Genomic DNA, 23,069 nt, shown 5'->3' with positions numbered 1-23,069 from the left:
AAGTCGCAACTCGAACAGCTCGTCACGGTGACCAGTAATCTGTGATCTACACAACGGCGATGAAAACTGACCCTTTGCCGGGTACTCGCATTACTGTACATCTAAAAATTCAACTTCAAAGCGCATTGCCAAATTGGGACGGATGAGTGGGCGCAGCAGACGACATCGCCGGAGACGAGACGCGCCAGGCAGTCGATGCCATCCGAGGCTACACCTATCAAGTCTATGCTTCGGCATTAGCCTGGCTGCAAATTGCCGACAATGAGCTGCTCCATTTAGAAGTCGCTGAAGATTTTGCCGTGTCTTCGGAAAACGAGCTAACCGCAACTCAGTCGAAAGCGACGGCGAAGAGCATAACGGTTCGCGACCGGGGCGTGCTTGCTGCAATAGACTCCTATTTTTTTCTGCGTAGTGCAAACCCGGGCAAGTTACTAACAATCCGGTTTTTGACCACCTCCGGAATCGGCGTGGAACGTGATGCGGGAGACCGGATCAACGACGAGGCCGCCCTTCTCTATTGGCGGAAAGCGTCTGCGCTCGCAGAAATTGCTCCGATCCGGAAACTATTAGATTGCCTACCCCTCAATGCCGCCACCCATACCGCAATGGCGTCACTCTCCGATCAAGACTATCGGGAGACCTTCTTAAAAAGAATAATCTGGGACACGGCCGCCCCACAACTCGAAGCGTTGCTAGACCGGCTGCGAGACCGCTTGCTTCAGGTCGGTTCAAAACGCGGCATTTCGCCGAGCGTAATGGTGAAATCTCTCGGTCCCATCATTGCCCGAGTCCTCGAAGCCTGCACGCAGCCGACGAACCGGACACTTTCGCAGGTCGAGCTAATTTCCTTGATAAACGAGCATACCTCGATAAGTGTGCCCGTTGACCAATATCTACAGCAGCAGCAATTGCTGCAGAAGCTGATCGAGGCTCAAGGAATTGGAACGGATACGGTCATTCGACCTCCTTTGCGGTCCGAAATCTATAAGCCTGTATCGCACCGAGTAACCATCCCTTCTATCGCTCCGCGAACTGGACTACGACAGGCCATCCAAAACCGGCTCACAAACAACAGAAACGCATGGCTTTATGCGGGCGCTGGTTTTGGAAAAACAACCCTGGCGCGGTTGGTGGCGGCCGACGTCGGCGGAACGTGGAAAGCGCTGAACGTAAGAGGGCTAGCACCTCGGGAATTGTCCGACGTCCTGTACTTGGCCGCTGATGCCTTAGACGGGGCTCAATTCACTGGCATCTTGCTCGACGACTTTGAGCATTTCGACGACACAAAGGTTAGAGAGTCTTTCGCCGCATTTCTTGATTCGATTGAAAAATTGTCCGGTCTCTTGGTTGTGACCGCGTACTCAAAGCCATCTGAACCTTCCCTCGTCTCGCTTGGAATTACTTCGGCTTCCGTCTTGACGATCCCCGAACTCAATGAAAACGACATTCAGGGAATTGTAACCGATCTCGGCGGCAAGGCTGACATCTGGTCAAGATACGTATTCTACGCGTCTGGGTCCGGCCATCCTCAGCTCGTACAGGCATTGGGAAGGAATCTGGCTGCCCGCCAGTGGCCATTCGACGAGCTTCGAAATCTAAACGCGCTACTAGGCGGCAATTCAGAGATTTCGAAGGTTCGGGACGAAACGAGAAAGCGACTGCTTGACTCGCTCAGCTCAGAACAGCTCGACCTACTTGCGAGAATTACCCTCATCCCCGGAAAATTCGATAGAGAAACTGTTCTAGAGATTGCCGAGAGCGATCCACCTATTCCGAATGCAGGACACGCATTCGATGCGCTCGTCGGCCCTTGGATCAACGAACCATATGATGGTGTCTACCAAGCCTCCCCATTGGTCTCGGACCTGGCCGCTAAGACCGTTTCCAAAACCCGACGGCTCGGCTTGCAGCGGGTCATCGCCCAAAAAATGACATCGGGTCGGTCGCTGGACGCTGGTAAAATGAACGCTGCTTTTATGATGGCGTTGGCTTCCGATGAAAAATCGGTGCTCATGAGAATTTCGATAGCAACAATCCAGCTCGACAATGAGGAGTTGGCAAAGCTTAGCGTTGCATTCTTCGCACTCCAAACGATGCGGACAGATCGCCCACTCTACCAAGCGGACCCTTACCTCAGCGTCGTAATGCGGCTCACGCAATTCCTGCTGGCAGCAAATGAGCCTGCCAGGGACGAACCCCGTACTCGTGAGATATGGGACGCGTTGCACCGCGAACTTAAGCTCGTAGAAGGTCACGGTGGAGCAGAAGTTCTCGAACTAATGGTCCTCTCAAAATCGGCTACAGAGATGGTTGGTCGCTGGGCACCCTCCGAGCTAATAAACTATTTATACCGGATGTACGAGATCGCCCGGACGACAGAGCACGACGAGCTAAGGAGCGCTTACAACGTCCGGCACGAAGACCAACAGACATCTAGCTTTGGCCTCATGTTCCTTATCCACACCCAAGCATTCAAGAAAATCTCCGATACGCTGGAAGCTTTTACAGCGATTGATCGGTGTGATCAGAGCTTCCGGCAAGACCTGTTCGCGGCGCTTACACTTCGCGAAATGGACAGTGAGATGTACTTCAACGGACCATGGTTGAAGGAACATTCGGCAGATACGATGGACGCGGCCATTCACGCCCCGATGTATCTACAGATGGCCAACCTGGCCCACGACTGGGGTTTAAAAGACCTCGCGGTAACGGCCACAAAATATCAGGCCGTAATTCTCGACGAATATGGCAACGCTTCCGACAAAGCCATGCAAGCCCTTGATCAAGCTGAAAAATGGGCGGGCCACAATAATTGGGTTTTGGTCCGCGCTCAGGCCAAGATCGAATTTCGCGCAAAAAGGTACTCGGAAGCGCTCACCCTATTCACCCGCCTTGCCGTAATCCAGGATAGCGAAATTTCCCCTATCGAAAAAGCCTTCGCTTTTCGCGAGGCTGGTATCGCGGCTGCCAACACAGGCGACTGGAAGCTAGCGGACGAGTTCTTCTGTACAGCCAGGGCGGCTGCTAAATCCTCAGACCTTCGATCCATGGATATTATGGGAACTGGGCTTCTCGGGGACATCGGGGTGGCACGTTGGCATTTCGGGGACCGGAAAGGCTTCACTGATGCTTTTGACGACGGCCTATCCGAGGTGGCCAAATTTGAAGTCGACGAAAGCTTAAATGCTAGGCATTGCCACGCACTGTATCGTCATGCTCTGCTGTGGGCGCAAGATCAGCTGACCGGAAACGTCACCATTGGGAATGGAGCAAAACCAGCGATTCTTCCAGGTGCGATAAGCAATCCTGAGCCCAGCCCATCATTAACGGACAACAAGATCGCGGCCTTAGGCATCGCTCGTTACATGTTGGCGTCCATCGAGCTTCAGTGCGGACTACCAGCTAGGGTCCGGTCCGAGCTAGTCCAGAAGATGGAGGGGAAACGCCTGTCCGTTGGCGAAGCGTGGTTCGACAATCACGCACTCGAATACTACCAGAGCATTGGGGATGCTGCCGGGGTGGCAGCCACTTCATTTAATTTAGTGCAAATGGCTACAATCAGCCGGATGTCACAAAACGTGGGGAACAGGCCCGACCTGGAAAACCCAGAAGAGTACATTGCCCGGGACCTCACAACCGATGAACAGACGTCGGCTGTCAGCCTATTTCAGACGCTGGTTCTGGGGTCATCCATTCTTGGCCTTGTGGAAGGCCGCCGACCTTTCGTGGCCGAATTGTTCCGGCTTGTCCGACTAAATCACCTTCATATCATCGAACCCGCGTTCGCTTTGTCGCTGGATCGAACACGAGATCAATCCAAGAGCTTCGAGACGATACTCTCGGGTCGCTTGGCCGAGGCATCGGAGCTTGTTGAACCAGCCCGGCTCCAACCCCATCAGCTTTTACATTTGCACCTTCTGATGTTGCAGGCTCCTCCAGGAACCGTGCCAAGCCCAATTCGTTTCAAATTGCCTGCTTGGATGCGCGAACAATGGTTGGGCGTGGTCGGCAATCAGGGCTTTCTATTGACGATGCCTGGGCAGCTTGCTCGAAAGCTCCACACCCTCGTCACCGATGAAACCGCGCCTATGTCATCCTCCGCTAGCGTGGTCCAACTCGTCATGGATCATGTTCCCGGCCAAATGCCACAGGAATATCGCTCAATGTTGAGAGAAATTATTGCTGGCGGGCACTGACTTGACCCTAGAGCGCGATCCGCGTCCTTGAAGCCAGTTGAGAGTGTTTAGCAGCGCTCGATTTTCCGGCCCCTCGTCCAGATCGCGGCCAATGATCTCAACCGTCCGGAATAGAGCTTGAATCGTGACGTGGTTGAAAGTGATGATCCATAGGCGGGTTTTGAGGCGGGGCCATCTGGCGGTCTCGGGTCCATCGATCACCTCATTAAAGGCCCCCGGATTGACTGGGTACCTACAGTCTCGTAGGCCATCAATACTGACGGGGGTTATTCGGAAATCGATACCCCTCCGAATTTGAGAACGACATTGCCGCCTTTCGAGCGTTCCGAGGGCTCATACCACACCAAAGCGTCTCGCCCGTCATAAAACACCGCAGGGTTTTGGACCCTTCCTATCTCGGGAAGCTGATTGCGCTGTGACGACATGCATCGAGGGTACCGTGACCCTCTGAGGCTGGTGGCTTGTGCGGATGCGTTACTCTCGAACCGTGGGCGGAAGCCGACGGGGCATCGGGCGCTTTGCGCAGGAGTTCAGCGATGGGTCATTCGCAAACGAGCTTGATCGGAAAGGTTCAAGGAACACTCCTCGATCCCCACCAACCAAGCAACTGGGGCGTTCTCGTGCTCGGCGGATCGAGCGGACGATGCCCTTTGGCCATCGGATGCTTTTGCGCGATCAATTGTTGAACGACGTCAAATGTTCCGACATCCATATTGTCTTTTCGGCAACATACAGCGTGTGCATCGCACTCGCGTCGGTCGGCAGATAATCGGGATGAGGAAATTCGCCGCCCTCAACTCTCGTCATCCCAAGCCGCTGCATCACGATTTCAGAACGCTTGTTCGCTAGTGCCGCAAAAGCGTAAACGCGGGGCACATCCAAGGTGCCAAATGCATAATCGAGAACCGCGCGAGCTGCTTCGGTCGCATAACCCTTGCCCCAATACTCGCGACCAAGCCGCCAACCCACCTCTAAAGCCGGACCAAATGGAAAATCATCACCTAGCCAGTGCAGGCCAATTGCGCCGATCAACGAGCCGTCAGCGATACGCTCGGCAGCCCAGAAAGTTGGCTCGCCACCTTCTGAGAGCTGCGTCAGTCGGTCAACGAAATCGCTGGTCTCAGACGCAGTCTTCGTGCCGCCGAGGAACTGCATCACTTCAGGATCAGCATGGATCACGCTCAGCAGGGGTTTATCCGCCTCTCGCCAATCCCTGAGATTTAATCGGTCTGTCTCAATCATGCTTTCCCTCATGGCAAACAGGCTTATCCCGCTGCCACAATATCATCGCGCTCTCTGCAAGTCATGATTTCAAATCTATCGAGCGGCAGCTTTTGGGATATCCCATGGATGGACCGAAAGACCGAAATGAGGTCAGGAAATGGCCTTAAATGAATGGTTCGAGGAAGTCCGCTGTTGGCGCATTCTTGCCATCAGTTTCGCAGCGGTAGCCTTCCGAACTGCCTATCGTGCTTGCTCAACGTGCGAGGAAAACACCGCTCTTACAACAAATTCGCCCTCGATGAAGGACAATGTTTCGCGTCCTCGCTCATCGAATCCCGTTCCAACAACGGAAGGCGCTTCAGTGAACCCAGCGGTCTTCAGATGCCGCAGAAGGGCAATGACAGTTGACGACCAGGGGCCGCCTTCGCGATACACGACTCCGCCGCGCCGCGTGACAGTCGTTCGTCCGCCACCTGTCAGGCAAATCTCATCATTCATGGCACCCACCCGGACTCCATTCGTAGCACCAAAGGGGCGCGTTTAGACTTTCAGCCATCGACCACTAAAAAGCTGATTGTCCGGCGGAAGTGGCAAATATTCGCGCCAGCCTTGCCGCTGCGTCAGCGCTTGCGCCCAAAACGGACGTTTCGAGCATGAGATAGCGTCACCGAAGCGCAGAGATACAAGGCGGTCTTTTTCGAACCAAACAGGCAGCCCGAGAATGTCTCGATAAAAGCGGACGCATTCGTCGAAACGCTCAGTCCCAAGTATGATCCCATGGGTTTTCACTCGGAGCGCCAAGTGCCGCTTGAATCAGTAGCCATTTCGATCCCTCTACAGTTCCTCCGGATGCGGCCTAATCCCAATCCACCACACGGAGGTTCGGCCAGACTTTGAGCCATCGACTGACCTTCTTCTCGTAAATCTCCCGCCCGATCTGCCACTTGTTCGGACGGACAACGCCGTCAAGGAGATCGGAAAGGCCGAAGGGAGCGCACAGTTCCAGGCTGCCATTGCGAGGACAAAGGCCGATGGCCGTGGCCGTTGTCGGGAATGTAACAATGGCATCAGTGGTCGATGTATACGGCTTGATCGGATATCCGTGTTTCGCTTCATACCAAAGATGAACCCTGGCTTCGTTTCACGTCGATCCAAACAGGCAGCCCGGCGAAGGCCCTTCGAATGCGAGCCGCGTGTTCGGCTTCCGCGCTCTCTGAAAGATCGTTGGCGTCAAAATAAACGAAATCAATGTCATTGATGCCGTGCGCCAGACCGAACGATTGGTTCCAGACTGTTTGAGCGATTGCACCTGCAACAAGCCAGGAGCCTGGAAGCGCTATCTTATCCCAATTGTGGAGAAGCGCTGATAACAGTAACCGGTGTTCCGCTCCCACGTTGTCCTCGCCGCCCTGATCTGTGATCGCCTATCCATGGACGAGCAACGGGAGTTTCTCCATGGAGAATACATTGGAGGTTCTCACGACCAGGAAATCTGGTCGTGAGGTTCACCGGCACTGGCCGGATGAGGTGAAGGCGCAGATCGTTTCGGAGAGCCTTCGGCCAGGCGCGATGGTCAATGAGGTCGCCAAGCGACACGGCCTGAAGCCGAACCACCAGCCGTCCCGAGATCATCGTCGGCACTATCACGATACGTCTGGAAGAAGACGCGTCTGCCGCCCGGATCGCCGCTGTCGCGCGGGCTTGCGTGGTTCCGGCATGACCTTTCCCTCGAACCGGGTTCGGATCATGGTGGCAACCAAGCCCGTCGACTTCCGCAAAGGCCATGATGGGTTGGCGGCGCTGGTAAAAAACGAGCTGCATAAGGACCCGTTCACAGGAACAGTCTTCATATTCCGATCACGTAAGGCTGACCGGTTGAAGCTGATCTATTGGGATGGCAGCGGTCTGGTGATGGCCTACAAGCGGCTGGAGGAGCACACGTTCACTTGGCCAGATATCCGGGACGGCTTGATGACCCTGGGGAGCCCAGTTCGAGGCGCTGTTTGCGGGGCTCGACTGGCGTAGGGTCCGTTCCGTTGAGGCAAGAGCGCCCACCCCAATCGAATAGGTGCGACACGATGACTCGGGCGTCAAATCCGGACGGCGAGACGAGGCAGAGTTTGATAAACTTCCTGCATGTTGGACGCCGCTGATTTGCCGGACGATATTGCTGCCTTGAAGGTGATGCTGATCGCGGCGCAAGCGCGTGAAGTTCGCAAGGATGACCGGATCGAGCGTCTGGAGAAGCTGGTCGCGGCTTTCAAGCAGTCAGCCTTCGGCCGCAAATCCGAGAAGGCCGATCCTGAACAGTTCGATCTCGCATTGGAGGACCTGGAAACGGCTATTGCGGCCATCCACGCCGAAGATGAAGCCGATAGCCCCTCTGGGAAGCCGCAGCCTAAACCCCGCGCCACCAATCGCGGCTCTCTTCCCGCCCACCTTCCTCGCGTTGAGGAGATCATCGAACCGGAAAGCCTGATCTGCGCCTGCGGCGGCGGCCTGCATTGCATAGGCGAGGACGTCTCCGAGCGGCTCGATGTCATCCCCGCACAATTCCGCGTCATCGTCACTCATCGTCCCAAATATGCTTGCCGTGCCTGCACTGACGGCGTTGCCCAGGCTCCAGCACCGGCTCGATTGATCCACGCCGGGTTGCCGATAGAGGCGACCATCGCGCATGTGCTGGTATCCAAATACGCCGATCACTTACCCCTCTACCGGCAGGCCCAGATCATGAGCCGCCAGGGCGTTGATCTTGACCGCTCCACGCTCGCCGACTGGGTCGGCCGGGCGGCATTCGAACTGCGTCCGGTCTTCGACGCTCTGATTGGAGACCTGAAGCGGTCGACCAAGCTGTTCATGGACGAGACCCGTGCGCCAGTCCTCGATCCTGGCTCTCGCAAGACTAAAACCGGCTACTTCTGGGCGCTGGCCCGTGATGACCGACCTTGGAGTGGAGGCGCTCCGCCTGGTGTGGCCTTCACCTATGCTCCGGGTCGCGGCGGTCACCATGCCGAGCAGATATTGCAGGGGTTCACGGGCATCCTTCAGGTCGATGGATACGCCGGATACAACCGGCTGATCGCACCGGATCGTGCCGGGCCTGACATCCGGCTCGCCTATTGTTGGGCCCATGCTCGGCGCAAGCTGGTCGAGATCACCCGCAACGGATCAGCGCCGATTGCCGAGGAAGGTGTGAGGCGGATCGGCGAACTCTATCGTATCGAGGCGGAGCTGCGCGGTCTCGACGCCGACGCTCGTCTCGCTTGGAGGCAGGGACGTTCAGCGCCATTGATCGCCGACATGCGGACCTGGCTGACGCATCATCGCGCCCGCGTCGCTGGCAAGTCGCCGCTCGGCGAAGCGCTTGCCTATATCGCCAAATACTGGGACGGCCTTTGTACCTTCCTGACCGACGGACGCATCGAGATCGACAACAACACCGTAGAGCGAACCATCAGGCCGATTGCCCTCAATCGCAAGAATGCGCTCTTCGCCGGACACGACGCGGGGGCGGAGAACTGGGCGACCATCGCCTCGCTCATCGAAACTTGTAAGGTCAATGGCGTCGATCCATTTGCGTATCTGACCGCCACGCTCACCTCCATTGTCAATGGCCACAAACAGAACCGGGTGAATGAGCTTATGCCGTGGAACTTCGCAAGACGAACAAGCGACTGAAGTCTGCTTCCAGCCCGTTGCGGACCTCTAGAATGGTGAGGTTCGCCTTGGGTGGGAGGCCATCGTTCACCTTTCTCAATACGAGCTTATAAATCATCGGCTGTCACAATTCGATGCTCGATTAACGGCTCGGAATTGCACGCAACATCAATTACATGATCCTCGCAAATCACTGCATAATGCACGAATGGTCCTGGATGGTCCGACAACGCCCAAGTGCCCTTCGACACAAAGTCCAAAAAAGCGGATTGTTCGTGCGTACGTAAGCGGCGCGAATAATCCTCACCATCTTCGGGAACTGCGTAAGTCTCGTTCCTAACCGAAAAGCAAACGTAACTCTCAAATATGATTGTAAAGGCATCGTATCCCTCCTTTGTCATGATAGGATGCGCCTCCGCAAAAATCGCGTCCAAGTCTCTGTCACCGGCCCCAACCGAAACAAGTTCATTTTGGGCGCGCGCTTCCGCAACAAAAATACGAAGGTCGAGCGAAGGCCCGGTCCCGAGTTTGGCAAGGAATATGTGGCGGCAGGCATCCAGTTTTGCGACCGCCGAATCCTGACTATCCATTCAAACAACCCTCGTCACCTCAAAGGAGATCATCTGGATAATCGCGTTAGGAGTTGTCCGCAACGGGGCATCGTGGCCGCTGATCGGACTCTCGCTGTGCGACTGCTCTTGGCGCATTCTTGCCATCGATGTCGCAGCGGTAGCTTTCTGAACGGCCTACAGCGCTTGGTCAATGTGCGAAGAAAACAGCGCTTACGATAGTCCGTGCCGACTTGCCTTTCACCTTGTAATCGGAACCATCGACAGTGAATATCGCGATGCGAGCCCGAACGTAAGCGGATCGTCGCCTAGCGCGGTCTCAGCGGAGAGTCGTTCGCAAGCTGCTGATGGTCGGACCAGTTATTTCCGAAGGGCTTCGCGTGATTCCCACCCGAGCCATATCTTGCCGTCCTTGTCACCATTCCAGGGATCACCGAACGCCTTGGAAGCGGGAATGTCATCTTCTCGCTTCAGTGCATTCTTCACAGCATGACGTTCCTGGTGGCGACCCAGCCTTTTGCTCGGTTTATCGCTATGAGCGCAGGCCCCAACGTAAGGCAATTTCTTGCGTGAACGGGCCATGAGCGTCCCTCCTCAGTGTAGGTGTTTCTCGAACATGTTTCTGCCGTGTTCGTCATAGGTATAGACGTTGTTCCCACGCCTGATGCTCACGGAGGAACCGGTAAAGCCGACGAGGCCGTCCTTCGGTCCGTTGCCAGCTGGAAACTGGCAGACGTAGGTTCCTTTCTGGGATGCATTGGAATAGCCATCAGCGAGTTCCCTTCCTCTTTCCGCCGGGCTCAAAGCCTTCCGATGCGTTGCCGATGGCCCGCAAGCGCTTCTTGCCGATCACCGTCTCGAAGTGTTCCTTCCTCGCCTTCCAGCGTCCCTCCTTCTGGTCGTTGTCAAAACCGAACACAAAGAGTGACGGTTGCCTGATGACATTTAACGGAATTTTGCCGCTGGCGAGGTCCTGCAGCGTTTCCAGGTGGGCATCCGATGCGCCCGCGCAGCCCAAGCTCTTCCTCAAACCGCCAAGATCGAAATGGAAGCGGCAGACATTTCGGAACCCAGTGAGCAACTGACCTTCCCTGGACTGCAATTGCCTCTCATAGGCGGCCAGTTGGCTCAAAATCTTGTCGTTGAAGAGTTCCGAATTGCTGAAGTGTTTAGCCTCCCAGAATACGAGATCGAAGGCTTCACCATTCTTTCGGAGTCTTACGACGTCGATCCGATCCTGTTTCCGCCCCGCTTCGAGGTCGTCATGTTCGGTCACCTCAGAACTGCGATTGAAGGCAACTTCGACGTCGATGACAAACGGGTCTCGATTGATCGCGGCGTAGACGCCCATGCTCTCAACGCCGGAGAATGATCGCGCCGCCGCCTTCATCTGTCGGAGAGAAACGTTTTCTTGATAGACGCCCTGTAAATGCAGGCGTTTGTAGTCGAATGACCCATTCAGCATTCTGATGTATGGGTCGCTGTCGTCGAGGACCAGGTACTTCACGTGGGTCCGTGGTGTAACCTTGCCGCCGCTAAACTCGATTGAGTAGATAGCGCGGCCGCGATAGTAGACGTCAATGCGCTCGTCCCTCAGCGCAAAAAACAGTTCCGTATCGCCGAGCGCGTCGCGGAGCCATGCCCCTTGGGGCGAGGCGGCAGCATCCCTGAGGAGCTGCATCTGTTTCTCGCTGATGACGCGGACGAACGGTCTGAATGAAGCTTCCATAATATCTGCCTCTCGCTTGCCGAACTTATGCCTCGAACCACTCGCCATCGCTGGAGCGGACGACGTTGGCAAAAAGACCTTCGAACTGATCCGGATGGAACGTGTGGATCGGTACGAGCTTCTTCGGGCTGATCGCTTCCGAAAACCGTTTCAGATCGTGCGGATCGGCATGACCTGACGTATGGATGGTCTCGAACCTAATGGCGGCAGCCGCGCAGGCTTCCACGAACTCGATCCCAGACTCCTCCTTCAGGTAGCCTACCCACTGCGACCAGATCGCGGTTGCACCTTCCAGAGCCCCCGCCCGGGCAAGGTCATGGAGCATCCACGGCCTGATGATCATCACACTCCGCGCGGCCTCTGATGGGAGTGCCTCCGGAAAGACCCGACGCCCCTTGTAGGCATCCACCAGAAAGGCAATGTTCTTCTCCTTCAGGAACCGGCGCTGCGCCTGCGGGATGTAGACCTTGACGTCCGCCCACTTTGCCGTCGGCTTGGGGATCGACTTGGTATCCGTTGCCTTCAGGACCTCGGCTGCATAGGCATCCACCAGCATTTGGCGGCCTGACCGTTTCGCCGCCCGATAGACGGGACGACGCGGTCGATGTTCTGAGCCGAGCAGGCGACCAGCACGAGGCCGCTGGTGGTCTTCATGACGTCCAGCAGGCGGTTCTCGATATCACGCTCGGTTTCGAAACGTTCTCCGGTCGTCAGGCGGCCGAGACTCGATCCCTCCATCAACAGAACATCGATCTCGCTGGTGGTGATTTGACAAACCGTTCGAACAGCGCAGCCTTGCGACCGTGGCCGCGAATGTCGCCGGAGTAATAGACCCGCTTCCCGCCCGCCTCGATCAGAAATCCATAGGCATCAAAGCCGGAATGATCCATCAGCCTGGGCGTGATCGTAAAAGGACCGAGTTCGAAAGGCTTGCCGTCCTCGTAGGTGACCGAGTTGACTGGAGCATAGCCACCTGGAATGAATGGAGCCGCTGCTGCCATGATCGACAAGGTCTTGCGACCCAAGCAAACGTTGATGGTTGATGGCAGCTTGGGAAGCAGCCCCCAGTGATCGCGATGTCCGTGGCTCAGCAGCAAACCCATCAGTGATCCATCGTTATTATGAACGGACGGAATGTCTGGAAGCTCTGTCGCTTCGAGTTCCGCATCCAGAGGCAAGCCGAGAACGACGACAATACGCTTCCCCGCGTACTGCATCTCGACGCAGCTCCCTCCGATTTGATTGGTGCCTCGGTGAATGCAGATATGCAACCCATCGCTCATGCATGTTCCCCTCTGCCGAAAAGTGATGGAAGCATGTTTGTTCCGGAGTGTGTGTCTGTGAGCAAATGCACGATTCCGTTCTAGGTGCCAGCGTTGGGCAACGACGTTATGGAGCTTGAGGTCGAAAATTCGGGGGTCCGCTAGGAGAAGGAACGCGTTGTCTTCCTGACGCCAGTTGACCCGGCCTCTCGGAAAATACTCGTAGTCATATCGGGAAAGGCGGCGGTCGGCAGCGACCACCTTGGACCAGGTGTCGACGTGACCTTCGTCGACGGTTTTGAAGCCGCCAATGACTGACACCCGCTCACAATCATTCGCAAGACTGGTAAAGCGATAGCCTTTTCCTGTCGTCGGAACGAACCAGATGATGCCAAGCCGAGGTGCGGAAAATGAAGTTTTATCTCTCATGGGTATATATACGTGGGAGAGAGCGATTATGGCAGTTGTGCAACTGAGTTAACACTCCGAAACTGCACCACGCGCGGAGCCGGGTTCGTCGGCAATCGGCCCGCAGCGGTCATTCAAAAATCTAACGCATATGGTCCTTGGCTTGATGTCGCCGCCTATGCGCATGCAAGTTGGGTATCAGACTGCGTCAGACGTTTACCGGCTGGTTTTGTGACGTCGTTAAGTGATCTCTTACTGGGATCGCTTAATAGTGTGCTTCCATCTCGCAGCGCCTTGTCAGATCAATGCCGTATACCCGAAGGACACTCATTACCTCATTGGTTTCGCTTCCGCTCATGGGATGCCAGGGGGAGAGCGCAACGGTCCGTTTTAAGGTCATCGCTTCGGCCATTGTCGACGGGCGGCCGGTCGAAAGTTCGTCGGTCATGCAAGTTTCTTATTCGAAGGTGACACGGAGTCTGATCGGCAATGGGGGCACCACACAAATTTACGGCGAGGCTTTGATCTTCGATCTTGGGGGCAAAGGCACAGTGTATATCTTGCCGATCCGCAGGCCGCCGACCGGCAGCATTATTTATAATATCTATGAATTTAACGTGCTGCGTACGTTCGGTGTTAAGAACAGCATAGGAAGTTTGACATCCTCTGATTTCGATCAGCTGCGGGCCACTAAAGGTCGTCAACCATACAACGTTGACAACAGCCAGCTACCCACCTTTGTCGCCTTTGCCGATGAACGAGATGCCAAAACGGTTTACGAGATCGATCCCGCAAAGCTGGGAACGCGGTTTCCTGGTGTCGTTTTCAAGCGCCTTGACATTGAAATCACAGACGAGCCCTTAACGGCGAAGCTGAGAATGCGGTTGCCTTGGCTCAATTCATCTAAGCCCGTTTTCCAGAGTGACCCACCTGGACATCTACGCCCTGTCGGTGAAAGGCCGATTGGCTTTGTGCTAACTAAGAATGATTTCTTCGGAGATGGTAGCAGATGAGCCGCGACCTGTGCTGATCTCGATCTTACGGCGAATGGGCCCCCGTCGCCTCAGAGAAAGGTCGGCTGCGACACCGGCTCCCCGGTCGTGGTCACGATGGTCGAACCGTAGGGCTCTCGTGACGACACCATGATCTGGTCGTTCGGGAGCGGCCGAGCTAATGCCTTCGCCTCCTCCCATGGTGCCCTCATCCAGATGTCCGTTTCTTCTTCTGTCAACAGCAAGACTGGCATCGCCTTTCCGTGGATCGGTTTGACGACGTCGTTGGGATCGGTCGTCAGGATGGCGTAAAGGTCGTCTGTGGTCAGGCCGTCCTTGACCTTCCGAACGCTTTGCCACTGCGGGACATGCACCCCCGCGAAGAACATCAGTGGCTTGCTTTCGTCGCGAGCAAACCAAGCATTTGGCGTGCTTCCACCGTCCTGTTTGCTGGCAGGATCGGGTTCGGCAAAGCTGGTCACCGGCACGATGCAACGGCTTTGGACACCGAACCATTTCTTCCAATGCGGAAGATTGAGATTTCGAATGTTTGTGACACCCTTGTCCGGCTCCACCCGGATGAGCACGTCCATTTCGACGGGCTTGCCCTTCTGGCGCAACTTCTCTGCCCGGGAGTCGGCCGCCTGTTTGATTGCAAAAAATGGCGAAGGGAGACCCCATCTCGCATGAACAAGCTGCTTTCGGCCATCGGCAGTGTTGCGAACGATTGGCCCCGCCTGGTCGGGGTTCATCTGATAGGCGGGCATCAAGTTGATCAGGCTCTCGGCGTCCTGGGCCCATTTGCTGACCCAGTCCTTGTCCTCCATGCGGTAGAGATTGCACATTCACGACCTCCCCCTCCGCGTGAAGGCCAGCCTATGCGTTTCCGGCCGGAGGTCAAATCGGCGACCGGACCCGTTTGCTCCGTGGGGACAAATTTAGGAGGGGGAAGGCGCTGAATACGCTAGGTGTCGCCACCGGGGGTGCCGGATGAAGATATGATCGATCCAACTCCTCGATTGCCGAGACACCAAGCAGCGCCATGGAACGCAGCATTTCGTCTTCCAGAAGCTCAAGCATCCGAATGATCGCGACCTCTCCTCCTGCAGCGAGGGCGTAGCATTGCATGCGGCCTAGACCTACCAGGTCCGCCCCGATTGCGAGGGCCTTGATGATGTCCGATCCGCGACAGAAGCCTCCATCGATCATCACCTGTGCCCGCCCCTCTACGGCGTCGATGATTTCGGGCAACACATCTAGCGTACCCCGGCCATGATCGAGCTGACGGCCACCATGGTTGGAAACGTAAATCCAGTCTACACCATGATCCACCGCAATAAGGGCATCCTCGGCGGTGGCAATACCCTTGAGCACGAGGGGTATTTCATATGTGTCTTTGATCAGTCTGATGGTTCGCCAATCGAGGCCAGCCTGATAGGGTTCAGGCCACTTTCCCAATCCAGCTGTCCGATAGCGATTAGCGATGTCGCGGTCACGTCGAGCAAGGACTGGACTATCGACGGTTAGGCAGATTGCTGCGCAGCCGCATGCAACCGCACGCCCCACGTATTCATGCACGAAGCTGTCGTCGCCTCTGACATAGAGCTGGGCCATCCGTAGCGCGGACGGAGCGGCCTCAGCGACGACCTCAAGTGGCGTGCAGCCCGAGCTGAGCATGTGACCGATGCCGATAGCTTGAGCTGCGGTTACAACGGTTGCGCCTCCTCCAGGTCCAAACAGTCCCAATGGGCCGGTAGGAGCAAGAAATACCGGCAGTCGCACCTTTCGGCCGAAATATTCAACGGAAAGGTCTATGGTGCTAACGTTGCGCAACACGCGTGGTTTGAAAGCAATCGTGTCGATGGCCAGGCGATTGCGTTTGAGCGTTGTTTCCGTTTCAGCACCTCCTATGAGGCAATCCCACGCTTGCTTCGGCAGGACTTGATGAGCATTCTCAACGATCTCATGCAGGCTCTCGAATTCGCCGGATGTGGAAGCGGCGGCTCCTGCAACGTCATTTCCGGCACTCATTACGTCTCCTCGGGAGTGGTTTTCGCAAAAGCGGTTGAGTCTGTGAGGCTCAGGACATACGAGGCTGCTTCCTCAACCGATAAAACAGAAGTGTCTAAAATCTCACATCCCCGCGCTCGCGCCTCCAGCCTGAGATAATTCGCCCAGTTCATCATTTCGGGGTTAGCAAGTTCGGGCTGTCGTCGGTCGAAAGTCAGCCGAGCTGCTCTTGTGGCATCATCGCAGTCGACAAGGATCGGAATATAGTCATACCATGCTGCGGCGGCCGATCCCTCAACCAAGAACGAAAGCCGAGTTTGACCTTCAAAGACGACCCGTCGTCCGGCCGTGGCAATTTCGGCCATCTTCTTCATCCATTCGACCGTCTTGGCAAACTGCCAGCCTTCGCCAGACCCGTATTCTCTTATCATCTCCTCAGCGCTCGGCACCCCTATCGCGTCAAAGAAGAGGACCTCGACAGTGTCGAGGGACTGCTCGGCTATAGCCCGGGCGATGGTCGTCTTACCGGAGCCTGACGCTCCGATCAAAATAGGTACAGGCATATTCGGTCATCCGTCGGCTCAATGAGTCAGGGTTGCACCGGCAGAATACTATGCAAATCCTGATTGCTTCAACATCTGATGCCCTGTTGTGCCCTTATGCCTTGCACCATGGCCGAGGCGTCGGCGGTGTGACGAGGCGCTTCTTTAAATGACCCATGTGTTGCTCCGATTATCCTGGCAGCACGGCTAAAGCCTTTGGCCTCTCTCGAAGCCTAACGAACCCACGGTCGGTGCTGACCTTCACCTTGCGCAAGATATTGATCGCCCTCAATTGAGTGGCGTATCCGGCATCAAGACCCTACATGTTCTGACAGCAAGCGGCCCCTAGCGACGTTTTCAAGCTGCATCAGCTTGGTGACACGACACCAGTGAAGAAATGAGTAGCGCCACATGATTTTGCTGATAATCGGGATGGTGTTTGTTGTCGCCTTTTTCTTTTTTTTCCCAAAGCCGACATTGTTTGCCCTCGCCGCTGTCCTAGTCGCGGGCATCGGTGTTGCGATTTTCCTCTACTTCCAACAAGCAAGCCATGATGGTTCGATTACCTCGATCAAGGGCACGAGTAGAGGGACAGAGGGATGCGCGGAGTCCACTAGCCCCGTTTTCGTCCGGCTTTTCAACGGCTCCGGCCAGCAGGTGGATGTTATCCGCTTCCGGCTCGTCGCAAAACGTCCCGGATTTAGCGTTGAATATTATTCGGATTACCTCACTAGCTATAAAATTATCGAACCTGGCGGCACCTATGACAACTGCTGGTCTCTGAACCAATACAGGGGCTTGCAGACTTTGCCGGAAAAATTGACCCCGAGCCAACTAGATTGGTCGGTCGAAATATCTTCCGTTGAATTTGCGGATGGTCGCTAGCTGCGACGGCGCGGCACCGTATCGAGCCCACTTGATTTCCGTTCCAGGTTGCTGCAAGCAAATTCAATCAGCAGTTTAGCTGTTTCGGAAAGGTTGCTGACAGTTTTAATTGGGAGGCAAAGTGAGAGCGATTATATTCGGCGCGGTTATTTCGGCGCTTAGTGCTACAAATCTTCTGGCATCAACTCAAGTTCGTGTCGTCGATGGCGACACGCTCGAAGTCGCCGGGGTCGTCTATCGCCTCCACGGGATCGACGCCCCGGAAGCTGGCCAGACTTGCAATGGTGTTGATGGCGGTCAATGGCAATGCGGAAAGGAAGCGATTGCCACTCTCGAAGGCTTGGCGCTTGGACATGATGTAATTTGCGACAGCCGAGGAGGGCTCGACCTTTACGGCCGCACGATTGGCGTCTGCAAGGTCGGCGACAAAGACCTCAACGCCATCATGATCGAGACCGGCCATGCTTGGGCTTTCCGACGTTACTCGGAAGACTATGGCGGACTCGAAGATGTCGCTCACAAAGCGCATCTTGGCGTCTGGCAGGCGGACACTGAAGCGCCTTGGGATTACCGTTCGCACAAATGGGAGGTCGCGAAGCAGGAAGCGCCGGAAGGCTGTCCCATCAAAGGCAACATTTCCAAGAGCGGTCATATTTATCACGCGCCGTGGTCGCCCTGGTACGCGAAGACCAAGGTGAGCATCAAAAACGGCGAGCGCTGGTTCTGCAGTGAAAGAGAAGCCGTGGACGCGGGCTGGCGTGCCCCCTATTGGGGGCACTGATCACTCCGCAACTTGCTTCTCCAGGTTTCGTCGCCGGATTCTGATCTCAATTCGGCGACGTGTCTCCTCCGCTGCTCCTGCCAGCCCTGTGGTGATCACGTCCCCAGGCAGAATAAGCTGGGCTGCGGACAAGGGCAGGATGGTCGCCCCCTTCAGCTTACCCTCCGATTTGAGGGCATTGGCGACGGAAACCGCTCGGGCAAGTCCCAGCCCGGCATTGTCGGCGGCTACAACGCCCGCAACAGACTTCTTTCCGTTGAGCACGTCCATGACCGTTTGGTCGAGGTTAGAACCCCTCCGGGAGATCGGTTGTTCATCGGTATGACCGACTACCTCAATCACGTCCACCTGATACTTCTGCAGTGCGTCAGCGATCTGGTCAGAGACCACTCCACGAAGTTTTGCTTCGAACGCTGCCTCAAGTTCTGCGCTCCCCGAACGGAAGTAGTTGCCATCAGCCTCGCTCAGATTGATGATCGGTGGCCATTCATGGGGTTTAGAGGCCGCGAGGGACGTTTCGGCCGCTCTCAGTTCCTTCAGCCGCGCCGAAAGAGCGTCCGCATTCTCAGGAAGTTGGTTCTCCTTCAAAACCACCAAAGTTTTCTGGAACTCCTCAACCTTTTCGAGGGTGACCCCAGAGTCTTTCAATTCCTGCAGCTCCTGCTTGGCAAGTTGGAGGTCACGCCATTCTTTCTCGAACTTCTCACGGTCGACCGAGGCAAGCGTCAGGGTCTGCAACTGCTCTTGAGCCTGCTTCAGCCTGTCTTCGGCAGTCTGCAATTTCTGGCGAAGGTCCTCACGCTCCAGCTTGGCGGTTGCAAGCTCTTGCTGAGCAGCGATGACCTGCTGTTGCAGGGATTTTTGGTCATTTAGAGTCTTCGTCCGCTCATTGTTGATGATGGCGGCCGCAACGAGAAGCAGACAAAATACAAGCAATAGCATGGACTCGGCCATTGTCAGGCCGAGAATGAGACCCCGGTTGTAACCCTTGTGTTCAAGATGATTTGATGGCTCAGTGGTTACGGCCATCTCCGCCACCATTTTTGCTCAGCGTTCTTGCCATGCTCTTCCTCGACGGTCCTTGCGACCGTTTCGCTGAGAATTGGATGCGAGAACGATATATCTGGAATTGTCCGATCCGTAACGACGCCACCGACTTCGATTCTCTCTTCGTCCCTTTGCGGGATCGTGTCCGGTACTACGCTCCTGTGAGTGGAAAACTGCTGCTCCCCTGCAAGGGGCTTCGCCATCACCCCGCCGTAAATCGGCAGTGCCCTCGCGCCTTCGTCGACACGCCTGACGACTTCTTCAAGCTTCTCAGCGTATTGACCGACCTTTCCGGCCGACTTCGCACTGTCGTCAACTTGTCTGATGGCCGTTTGGAGAATATCCACGCCCTGGTCGATCTTTTCAGCGGTCTTCGCCAGCGGCTTGAGGGCCTTCTCGATTGTATTGCCGAGGCTGTCCACCGCCTTCAGGCTGGTATCGAAACGGCCCGGCAAATCGTTTAACGGTCGGAACGCCCTCTCAAGGTTTGCGGCCAAATCGTTCAGCGGGCGAAACGAACCTTCAATGCGATCCGGCAATGCAAGCAGTGGCGTGAGCGCCTCCTTCAGGCGCTCTGTATGGACAGCGTTTTGACTGGCTGCCTCGTCCAATCGTCTCGTCTGCAGTTGGCCAAGCTCGGAGACAGCGGCCAATACGGGCTGCAATTCCAACTTGATGACCTCTTCCGGCAGACGCATTCCGGAAAGACGTTGGCCTGTTGTCTCGACCTGGCCTCCAAACGCTGTGACGATCTCTGCCAAGCGGCTTGCGGTCGCATCAAGTCTCGCAAGCGCTGCGTCAGCCATGTCGACATTTGCCTTGGCCCGCTCTTCGACGATCCGGTTGCTGGTTTCGACGATGGCAGACAGACGCTCGGCCGCTTCCTGGATCGGGCGTATCGCGTCCTTCGTCATAGCCTCAATGGATTTGAGGATCGCCTCGCCGTTGCGCTCGGCCTGCCGGGCGATTTCCTCGAATCCCTCAGACAACATCTGAGCGCTGATGCGCCGGTAGCTCGAAAACTCGCGAGCCGAGGAGTTCAGTTCGCTTTTGACCCGCCGAGTCATTTCCGTCAATTCATGCCGGACCGTCCGGTCGACGTCCAAAGGGTCGTGACGCATCTGGTTGAAAAAGATACGCAAGGTGACGCCGACAATTGTCGAACTGACGGCGACACCGAAATTCTGAACGATATCATCGACAGAAGCACCGGCCGAAAAGCGGAAGAGAGACGCTCCAAGGCTCGTCAGGGTATACAGGAACCCCATGTAGTAGAGATTGTCGCCAGCCTGCTCGTTGTGGAGCCGTAATCCCTTCAGTATCCCTGCGCAAGCCGCGAAGTAGGACATCATCAATGTGATTGGCACCAGAGTGACGATCCAAGTGTTCCATTCCAGCGTCTTGGCCGTCATGATGAAGATCATTCCGCCAATGGTAAGCGTGCTGTATAGCCATAACGGCAGCCTTTCCCGCCACTTCGTGCGCCATTCAACCATTAGCGGATTCCTTCCAACCGTGTGAACCTGTCGAGCTTCCCGTCATTCGACACGATCCACTTCGTCCAGAACTCGGCGAGCTGGAGGCTGTCGAACTTCATGCCGGGCCGCTGGAATTGCAGAAGGCGTACCGTCGCGCCATTCAGCGCAGTCCTGAACTGATCAGGCGCACTGCTTTTCTGGAATTTCGAGTAGTCCACGCCGTCCGAGTACATCGAGTAGGTGGACGTGTGTTCGATAAAATCGGAGGCAACAACAAGATGCTTCGGGATATCCTTGTACTTGATGGCCCCGAACGCCTCCACATTGATCCTCTGGATGCCTGCCAGGATAGGCGACTGCTTGCCAGCAACGCCTTCACTTATCCGGCTCGCGATCTCATTCAGCGGCTTCTGAAATCCCTCTTCCCAGCGTTCCTTCACAAGTCGAGGGTTGCCCGTCCAGTCGTCAACTGTCGAAGCATCGCCCGGGTTGCATGCGCTGAAGCTCAGTCCGAGCTGACTTGGATTTTCGGTGAGCGTGTAAACCTGGATCAATCCACCCGCTGGAACCAAAGTCACGATCTCCTGAAACTGGTTGCGCAGATCGGTTGCGGTCAGGTCCGATATAGGATCGGTAACATCGAGAAGGACAGCGGTGATCTCCTTTGGCCCATCGAGCGGGCAAAGTGTTACCTTGTCCAAAACTGGCTTTGCCTGCGCCTGCTTATGCAGGACCCACACACCAACGCCAATCAACGCCGTTGCCAGAAGAAGAGCCACGCCCCCGATAATGGTCCCCAGGTTGCTATCTGACTTACGCCGCCTGTGCCGGGACATGGCCTACCTCCGAAATAATGTTGTCAAGGTTGTGGTAGCGAGCTACCGCCTCGCCAAACGCAGCACCGATCCTGTCCATCTGATCACTGAGACTTGACTGGGCTTCCTTGATGCTTTGCGCCACCTCGTTGTCGTTGAACTCTACGGTGAACTGGTGAACCGCGTTCAGGCGCTCCATTTTATAGGGCGTCAGAAAATACTTGGGTTCGGGGGTCGTTCGCGCCTTCCTGTTTGCTTCCCGATAAGTTGTGAGCAACGAAGTCGCGGTGCGTTCAAGCAGGTTCTGGTGTTCGGCAAACAAGGCAGCCAGTCTCGTACGACCGGCTATGATCGCTTGCGCTTCCTGCCGCCGATCACTCAAGTCGCGGACAATGCCCTCGATTTTCAGGTTGTGATCATCGCGCGTGTGTCTCAGGAGACCAATCAATTCCTGTTTTCGCGCGATGTAGCGTTCCCGAGCAGCGTTGAGCCGCTGCTGTAAGTTGGCGAAACCGTGGTAGGGGTCGCTCATGGAGGCAGCGTCCAGAAACGCGACAAATGAGAACATCAGTCCAAGGCCGAGAAGAACCCAGGATTTCATCTCGGTAAGGCCGAACGTATGGTTTATCATCCGCTGGACGACCTCCGTCTGCGCAGCGTCCCAATTAACGGCCGCCGTTTCACGGAAATGGGCGAGACCAAGGTTTATGGCCCCGGCGATGGCCCCATACGCGCCAAGCAGACAAACGCCGAATACCCTTGAGACGAAAAATCGATGCACCAGGAAGCGCACGGTAATAAACGCCATCAAGACTGCCCATCCGATATTTAACGAGGCGAAGATCAGCGCTTCGAGAGTTCCTCCGACCCATCCCTGCTCGCTTCCTTCCGCCAGAAAGTTCCCATTCAAGAGCATTTCGACTGTAACCAGGAAGACCAGGAATGCGATTCTAAAGAACCACGACGCTCCGGTGGTTACTTTTGCGGTGCGATCCAGCTTATGTTTCTTCTTGAACTGCGCGGCCTCATTTTCGAGCGCAATCAGATCGCGCCGCAGACCGTGCAACTCGTCTTCTCCGGTCGATACCTCGGCGGTGAAGTCAGACAGCGTTACAGCGTTGGACTTGCGGATGAGCAGAAACTGCCCGGCGAAGTCGAGACCTTGGAGGCGCTCGGAATAACGCCCCATCTCGTCTTCGAGAATTTGATGCGACTTCTTCTTTTCCTCCTCGACGGTGGCAATGATTCGCTGCTCGACGTCATCGAGTGCTTTTGCAGTCGTCGCTGGCAGATTTTCTGCGCCGTTCCTGGTGCCCCGCTCTACCAGCTCCAGGGTGCGACTGACACTTTCTGGATCAAGAATTGGAAAGATGTCAGTCGTAGCGCGAAAATCATGGTTCGACTGTCGAACCGTTTCCCACAGGCGATTTAGCGCCTCAAATCGTCCAGCCATTTTCACTCATTCGCGTTG

21 protein-coding genes and 3 pseudogenes are annotated in these 23,069 nt (G+C 55.8%); 7 read left to right on the top strand and 17 right to left on the bottom strand.

Features of this window, described 5'->3' with window-relative positions:
- Positions 1–146: 146 nt before the first annotated feature.
- Positions 147–4,196, top strand: a complete 4,050-nt coding sequence (locus tag HJB82_RS10390) for a hypothetical protein (RefSeq protein WP_221139924.1) — start codon at positions 147–149, stop codon at positions 4,194–4,196.
- 675 nt (positions 4,197–4,871) lie between these two features.
- Here the strand turns inward: HJB82_RS10390 and HJB82_RS10385 are convergent.
- From HJB82_RS10385 to HJB82_RS10375, 3 genes and pseudogenes are all read right to left on the bottom strand, one after another.
- Positions 4,872–5,438 carry a GNAT family N-acetyltransferase gene (locus HJB82_RS10385; protein WP_221139923.1) on the bottom strand — a complete coding sequence of 189 codons (567 nt, stop codon included), beginning with the start codon at positions 5,436–5,438 and terminating at the stop codon, positions 4,872–4,874.
- A gap of 222 nt (positions 5,439–5,660) precedes the next feature.
- Entirely contained in the window at positions 5,661–5,918 is a 258-nt protein-coding gene (locus HJB82_RS10380) for a hypothetical protein (RefSeq protein ID WP_259673937.1), read from the bottom strand.
- A gap of 358 nt (positions 5,919–6,276) precedes the next feature.
- Positions 6,277–6,814 (bottom strand): annotated as a pseudogene (locus HJB82_RS10375) (nucleotidyltransferase family protein).
- 61 nt (positions 6,815–6,875) lie between these two features.
- Between HJB82_RS10375 and HJB82_RS10370 the strand changes: the two are divergent.
- The 3 genes and pseudogenes from HJB82_RS10370 to tnpC all read left to right on the top strand — a co-directional run.
- Positions 6,876–7,022: pseudogene (locus HJB82_RS10370) on the top strand (transposase); the annotation flags it as partial.
- A 114-nt stretch (positions 7,023–7,136) separates the two neighbouring features.
- Positions 7,137–7,488: pseudogene (gene tnpB / locus HJB82_RS10365) on the top strand (IS66 family insertion sequence element accessory protein TnpB).
- Between the two features lie 68 nt (positions 7,489–7,556).
- Positions 7,557–9,101, top strand: a complete 1,545-nt coding sequence (gene tnpC / locus HJB82_RS10360) for an IS66 family transposase (RefSeq protein WP_221139922.1) — start codon at positions 7,557–7,559, stop codon at positions 9,099–9,101.
- A gap of 86 nt (positions 9,102–9,187) precedes the next feature.
- Here tnpC and HJB82_RS10355 read toward each other — a convergent pair whose 3' ends face one another.
- The 7 genes from HJB82_RS10355 to HJB82_RS10335 form a co-directional block, all read right to left on the bottom strand.
- Positions 9,188–9,670 carry a hypothetical protein gene (locus HJB82_RS10355; protein ID WP_221139921.1) on the bottom strand — a complete coding sequence of 161 codons (483 nt, stop codon included), beginning with the start codon at positions 9,668–9,670 and terminating at the stop codon, positions 9,188–9,190.
- 339 nt (positions 9,671–10,009) lie between these two features.
- Complete coding sequence (locus HJB82_RS10350) at positions 10,010–10,231, bottom strand: hypothetical protein (RefSeq protein ID WP_221139920.1); 222 nt, start codon at positions 10,229–10,231, stop codon at positions 10,010–10,012.
- Positions 10,232–10,418: 187 nt separating this feature from the next.
- Complete coding sequence (locus HJB82_RS10345; protein WP_221139919.1) at positions 10,419–11,378, bottom strand: hypothetical protein; 960 nt, start codon at positions 11,376–11,378, stop codon at positions 10,419–10,421.
- A gap of 25 nt (positions 11,379–11,403) precedes the next feature.
- Positions 11,404–11,934: an MBL fold metallo-hydrolase RNA specificity domain-containing protein gene (locus HJB82_RS31565; RefSeq protein ID WP_259673936.1), complete on the bottom strand. Its 531-nt coding sequence runs from the start codon at positions 11,932–11,934 to the stop codon at positions 11,404–11,406.
- On the bottom strand, positions 11,901–12,116 hold the full coding sequence (locus HJB82_RS31560) for a hypothetical protein (protein ID WP_259673935.1): 216 nt from the start codon (positions 12,114–12,116) through the stop codon (positions 11,901–11,903). Before HJB82_RS31560 ends, HJB82_RS31565 begins: the two co-directional genes overlap by 34 nt.
- Entirely contained in the window at positions 12,116–13,069 is a 954-nt protein-coding gene (locus HJB82_RS31555) for an MBL fold metallo-hydrolase (protein ID WP_259673934.1), read from the bottom strand. The genes HJB82_RS31560 and HJB82_RS31555 overlap by 1 nt, the downstream gene beginning before the upstream one ends.
- 244 nt (positions 13,070–13,313) lie before the next feature.
- A complete protein-coding gene (locus HJB82_RS10335) occupies positions 13,314–13,496 on the bottom strand; it encodes a hypothetical protein (protein ID WP_221139918.1) in 183 nt (60 codons plus the stop codon).
- Here HJB82_RS10335 and HJB82_RS31550 point away from each other — a divergent pair.
- Positions 13,495–14,061, top strand: a complete 567-nt coding sequence (locus HJB82_RS31550; protein ID WP_259673933.1) for a hypothetical protein — start codon at positions 13,495–13,497, stop codon at positions 14,059–14,061. The genes HJB82_RS10335 and HJB82_RS31550 overlap by 2 nt on opposite strands.
- Positions 14,062–14,111: 50 nt before the next feature.
- On the opposite strand, the gene HJB82_RS10325 is transcribed toward HJB82_RS31550, so the two are convergent.
- Genes HJB82_RS10325 through HJB82_RS10315 form a run of 3 tightly spaced genes read right to left on the bottom strand, consistent with a single transcriptional unit; the run spans position 14,112 to position 16,613 of the window.
- Positions 14,112–14,885, bottom strand: coding sequence for an SOS response-associated peptidase (locus HJB82_RS10325; protein WP_221139917.1), 774 nt, complete (start codon positions 14,883–14,885; stop codon positions 14,112–14,114).
- A gap of 52 nt (positions 14,886–14,937) precedes the next feature.
- Positions 14,938–16,071 (bottom strand): alpha-hydroxy acid oxidase, encoded by a 1,134-nt coding sequence (locus HJB82_RS10320; RefSeq protein WP_221139916.1) that lies wholly within the window; start codon positions 16,069–16,071, stop codon positions 14,938–14,940.
- Positions 16,071–16,613, bottom strand: a complete 543-nt coding sequence (locus HJB82_RS10315) for an AAA family ATPase (RefSeq protein WP_259673932.1) — start codon at positions 16,611–16,613, stop codon at positions 16,071–16,073. Before HJB82_RS10315 ends, HJB82_RS10320 begins: the two co-directional genes overlap by 1 nt.
- 390 nt (positions 16,614–17,003) lie before the next feature.
- Between HJB82_RS10315 and HJB82_RS10310 the strand changes: the two genes are divergently transcribed.
- Both HJB82_RS10310 and HJB82_RS10305 read left to right on the top strand, forming a co-directional pair.
- Entirely contained in the window at positions 17,004–17,477 is a 474-nt protein-coding gene (locus HJB82_RS10310; protein ID WP_221139915.1) for a hypothetical protein, read from the top strand.
- 130 nt (positions 17,478–17,607) lie between these two features.
- Positions 17,608–18,258, top strand: coding sequence for a thermonuclease family protein (locus HJB82_RS10305; protein ID WP_409201846.1), 651 nt, complete (start codon positions 17,608–17,610; stop codon positions 18,256–18,258).
- On the opposite strand, the gene HJB82_RS10300 is transcribed toward HJB82_RS10305, so the two are convergent.
- The 4 genes from HJB82_RS10300 to HJB82_RS10285 are packed head-to-tail and all read right to left on the bottom strand — an operon-like array spanning position 18,259 to position 23,051.
- Positions 18,259–19,287, bottom strand: a complete 1,029-nt coding sequence (locus HJB82_RS10300) for an OmpA family protein (RefSeq protein WP_221139913.1) — start codon at positions 19,285–19,287, stop codon at positions 18,259–18,261. It lies immediately after the preceding gene.
- Entirely contained in the window at positions 19,278–20,801 is a 1,524-nt protein-coding gene (locus HJB82_RS10295) for a hypothetical protein (RefSeq protein ID WP_221139912.1), read from the bottom strand. The genes HJB82_RS10300 and HJB82_RS10295 overlap by 10 nt, the downstream gene beginning before the upstream one ends.
- Positions 20,801–21,619, bottom strand: coding sequence for a hypothetical protein (locus HJB82_RS10290; RefSeq protein ID WP_221139911.1), 819 nt, complete (start codon positions 21,617–21,619; stop codon positions 20,801–20,803). The genes HJB82_RS10295 and HJB82_RS10290 overlap by 1 nt, the downstream gene beginning before the upstream one ends.
- Positions 21,597–23,051: a hypothetical protein gene (locus tag HJB82_RS10285; RefSeq protein WP_221139910.1), complete on the bottom strand. Its 1,455-nt coding sequence runs from the start codon at positions 23,049–23,051 to the stop codon at positions 21,597–21,599. Before HJB82_RS10285 ends, HJB82_RS10290 begins: the two co-directional genes overlap by 23 nt.
- Positions 23,052–23,069: the final 18 nt, after the last annotated feature.

Source organism: Rhizobium sp. NZLR10 (assembly GCF_019685125.1).
In the GTDB taxonomy this organism is placed as follows: Bacteria; Pseudomonadota; Alphaproteobacteria; order Rhizobiales; family Rhizobiaceae; genus Rhizobium.
This window is presented reverse-complemented; position numbering and strand designations above follow the sequence as displayed.

What these genes read in the sequence shown, in the direction of transcription:
- HJB82_RS10385 (WP_221139923.1), bottom strand. Translation starts at nt 5,438, where the DNA reads ATGATTGAGACAGACCGATTAAATCTCAGGGATTGGCGAGAGGCGGAT.
- HJB82_RS10300 (WP_221139913.1), bottom strand. Translation starts at nt 19,287, where the DNA reads ATGGCCGTAACCACTGAGCCATCAAATCATCTTGAACACAAGGGTTAC.
- HJB82_RS10345 (WP_221139919.1), bottom strand. Translation starts at nt 11,378, where the DNA reads ATGGAAGCTTCATTCAGACCGTTCGTCCGCGTCATCAGCGAGAAACAG.
- HJB82_RS31555 (WP_259673934.1), bottom strand. Translation starts at nt 13,069, where the DNA reads ATGAGAGATAAAACTTCATTTTCCGCACCTCGGCTTGGCATCATCTGG.
- HJB82_RS10335 (WP_221139918.1), bottom strand. Translation starts at nt 13,496, where the DNA reads ATGACCGACGAACTTTCGACCGGCCGCCCGTCGACAATGGCCGAAGCG.
- HJB82_RS31565 (WP_259673936.1), bottom strand. Translation starts at nt 11,934, where the DNA reads ATGCTGGTGGATGCCTATGCAGCCGAGGTCCTGAAGGCAACGGATACC.
- HJB82_RS10380 (WP_259673937.1), bottom strand. Translation starts at nt 5,918, where the DNA reads ATGAATGATGAGATTTGCCTGACAGGTGGCGGACGAACGACTGTCACG.
- HJB82_RS10285 (WP_221139910.1), bottom strand. Translation starts at nt 23,051, where the DNA reads ATGGCTGGACGATTTGAGGCGCTAAATCGCCTGTGGGAAACGGTTCGA.
- HJB82_RS10310 (WP_221139915.1), top strand. Translation starts at nt 17,004, where the DNA reads ATGATTTTGCTGATAATCGGGATGGTGTTTGTTGTCGCCTTTTTCTTT.
- HJB82_RS10355 (WP_221139921.1), bottom strand. Translation starts at nt 9,670, where the DNA reads ATGGATAGTCAGGATTCGGCGGTCGCAAAACTGGATGCCTGCCGCCAC.
- HJB82_RS10325 (WP_221139917.1), bottom strand. Translation starts at nt 14,885, where the DNA reads ATGTGCAATCTCTACCGCATGGAGGACAAGGACTGGGTCAGCAAATGG.
- tnpC (WP_221139922.1), top strand. Translation starts at nt 7,557, where the DNA reads ATGTTGGACGCCGCTGATTTGCCGGACGATATTGCTGCCTTGAAGGTG.
- HJB82_RS31550 (WP_259673933.1), top strand. Translation starts at nt 13,495, where the DNA reads ATGCAAGTTTCTTATTCGAAGGTGACACGGAGTCTGATCGGCAATGGG.
- HJB82_RS10350 (WP_221139920.1), bottom strand. Translation starts at nt 10,231, where the DNA reads ATGGCCCGTTCACGCAAGAAATTGCCTTACGTTGGGGCCTGCGCTCAT.
- HJB82_RS10295 (WP_221139912.1), bottom strand. Translation starts at nt 20,801, where the DNA reads ATGGTTGAATGGCGCACGAAGTGGCGGGAAAGGCTGCCGTTATGGCTA.
- HJB82_RS10290 (WP_221139911.1), bottom strand. Translation starts at nt 21,619, where the DNA reads ATGTCCCGGCACAGGCGGCGTAAGTCAGATAGCAACCTGGGGACCATT.
- HJB82_RS31560 (WP_259673935.1), bottom strand. Translation starts at nt 12,116, where the DNA reads ATGGAGGGATCGAGTCTCGGCCGCCTGACGACCGGAGAACGTTTCGAA.
- HJB82_RS10320 (WP_221139916.1), bottom strand. Translation starts at nt 16,071, where the DNA reads ATGAGTGCCGGAAATGACGTTGCAGGAGCCGCCGCTTCCACATCCGGC.
- HJB82_RS10315 (WP_259673932.1), bottom strand. Translation starts at nt 16,613, where the DNA reads ATGCCTGTACCTATTTTGATCGGAGCGTCAGGCTCCGGTAAGACGACC.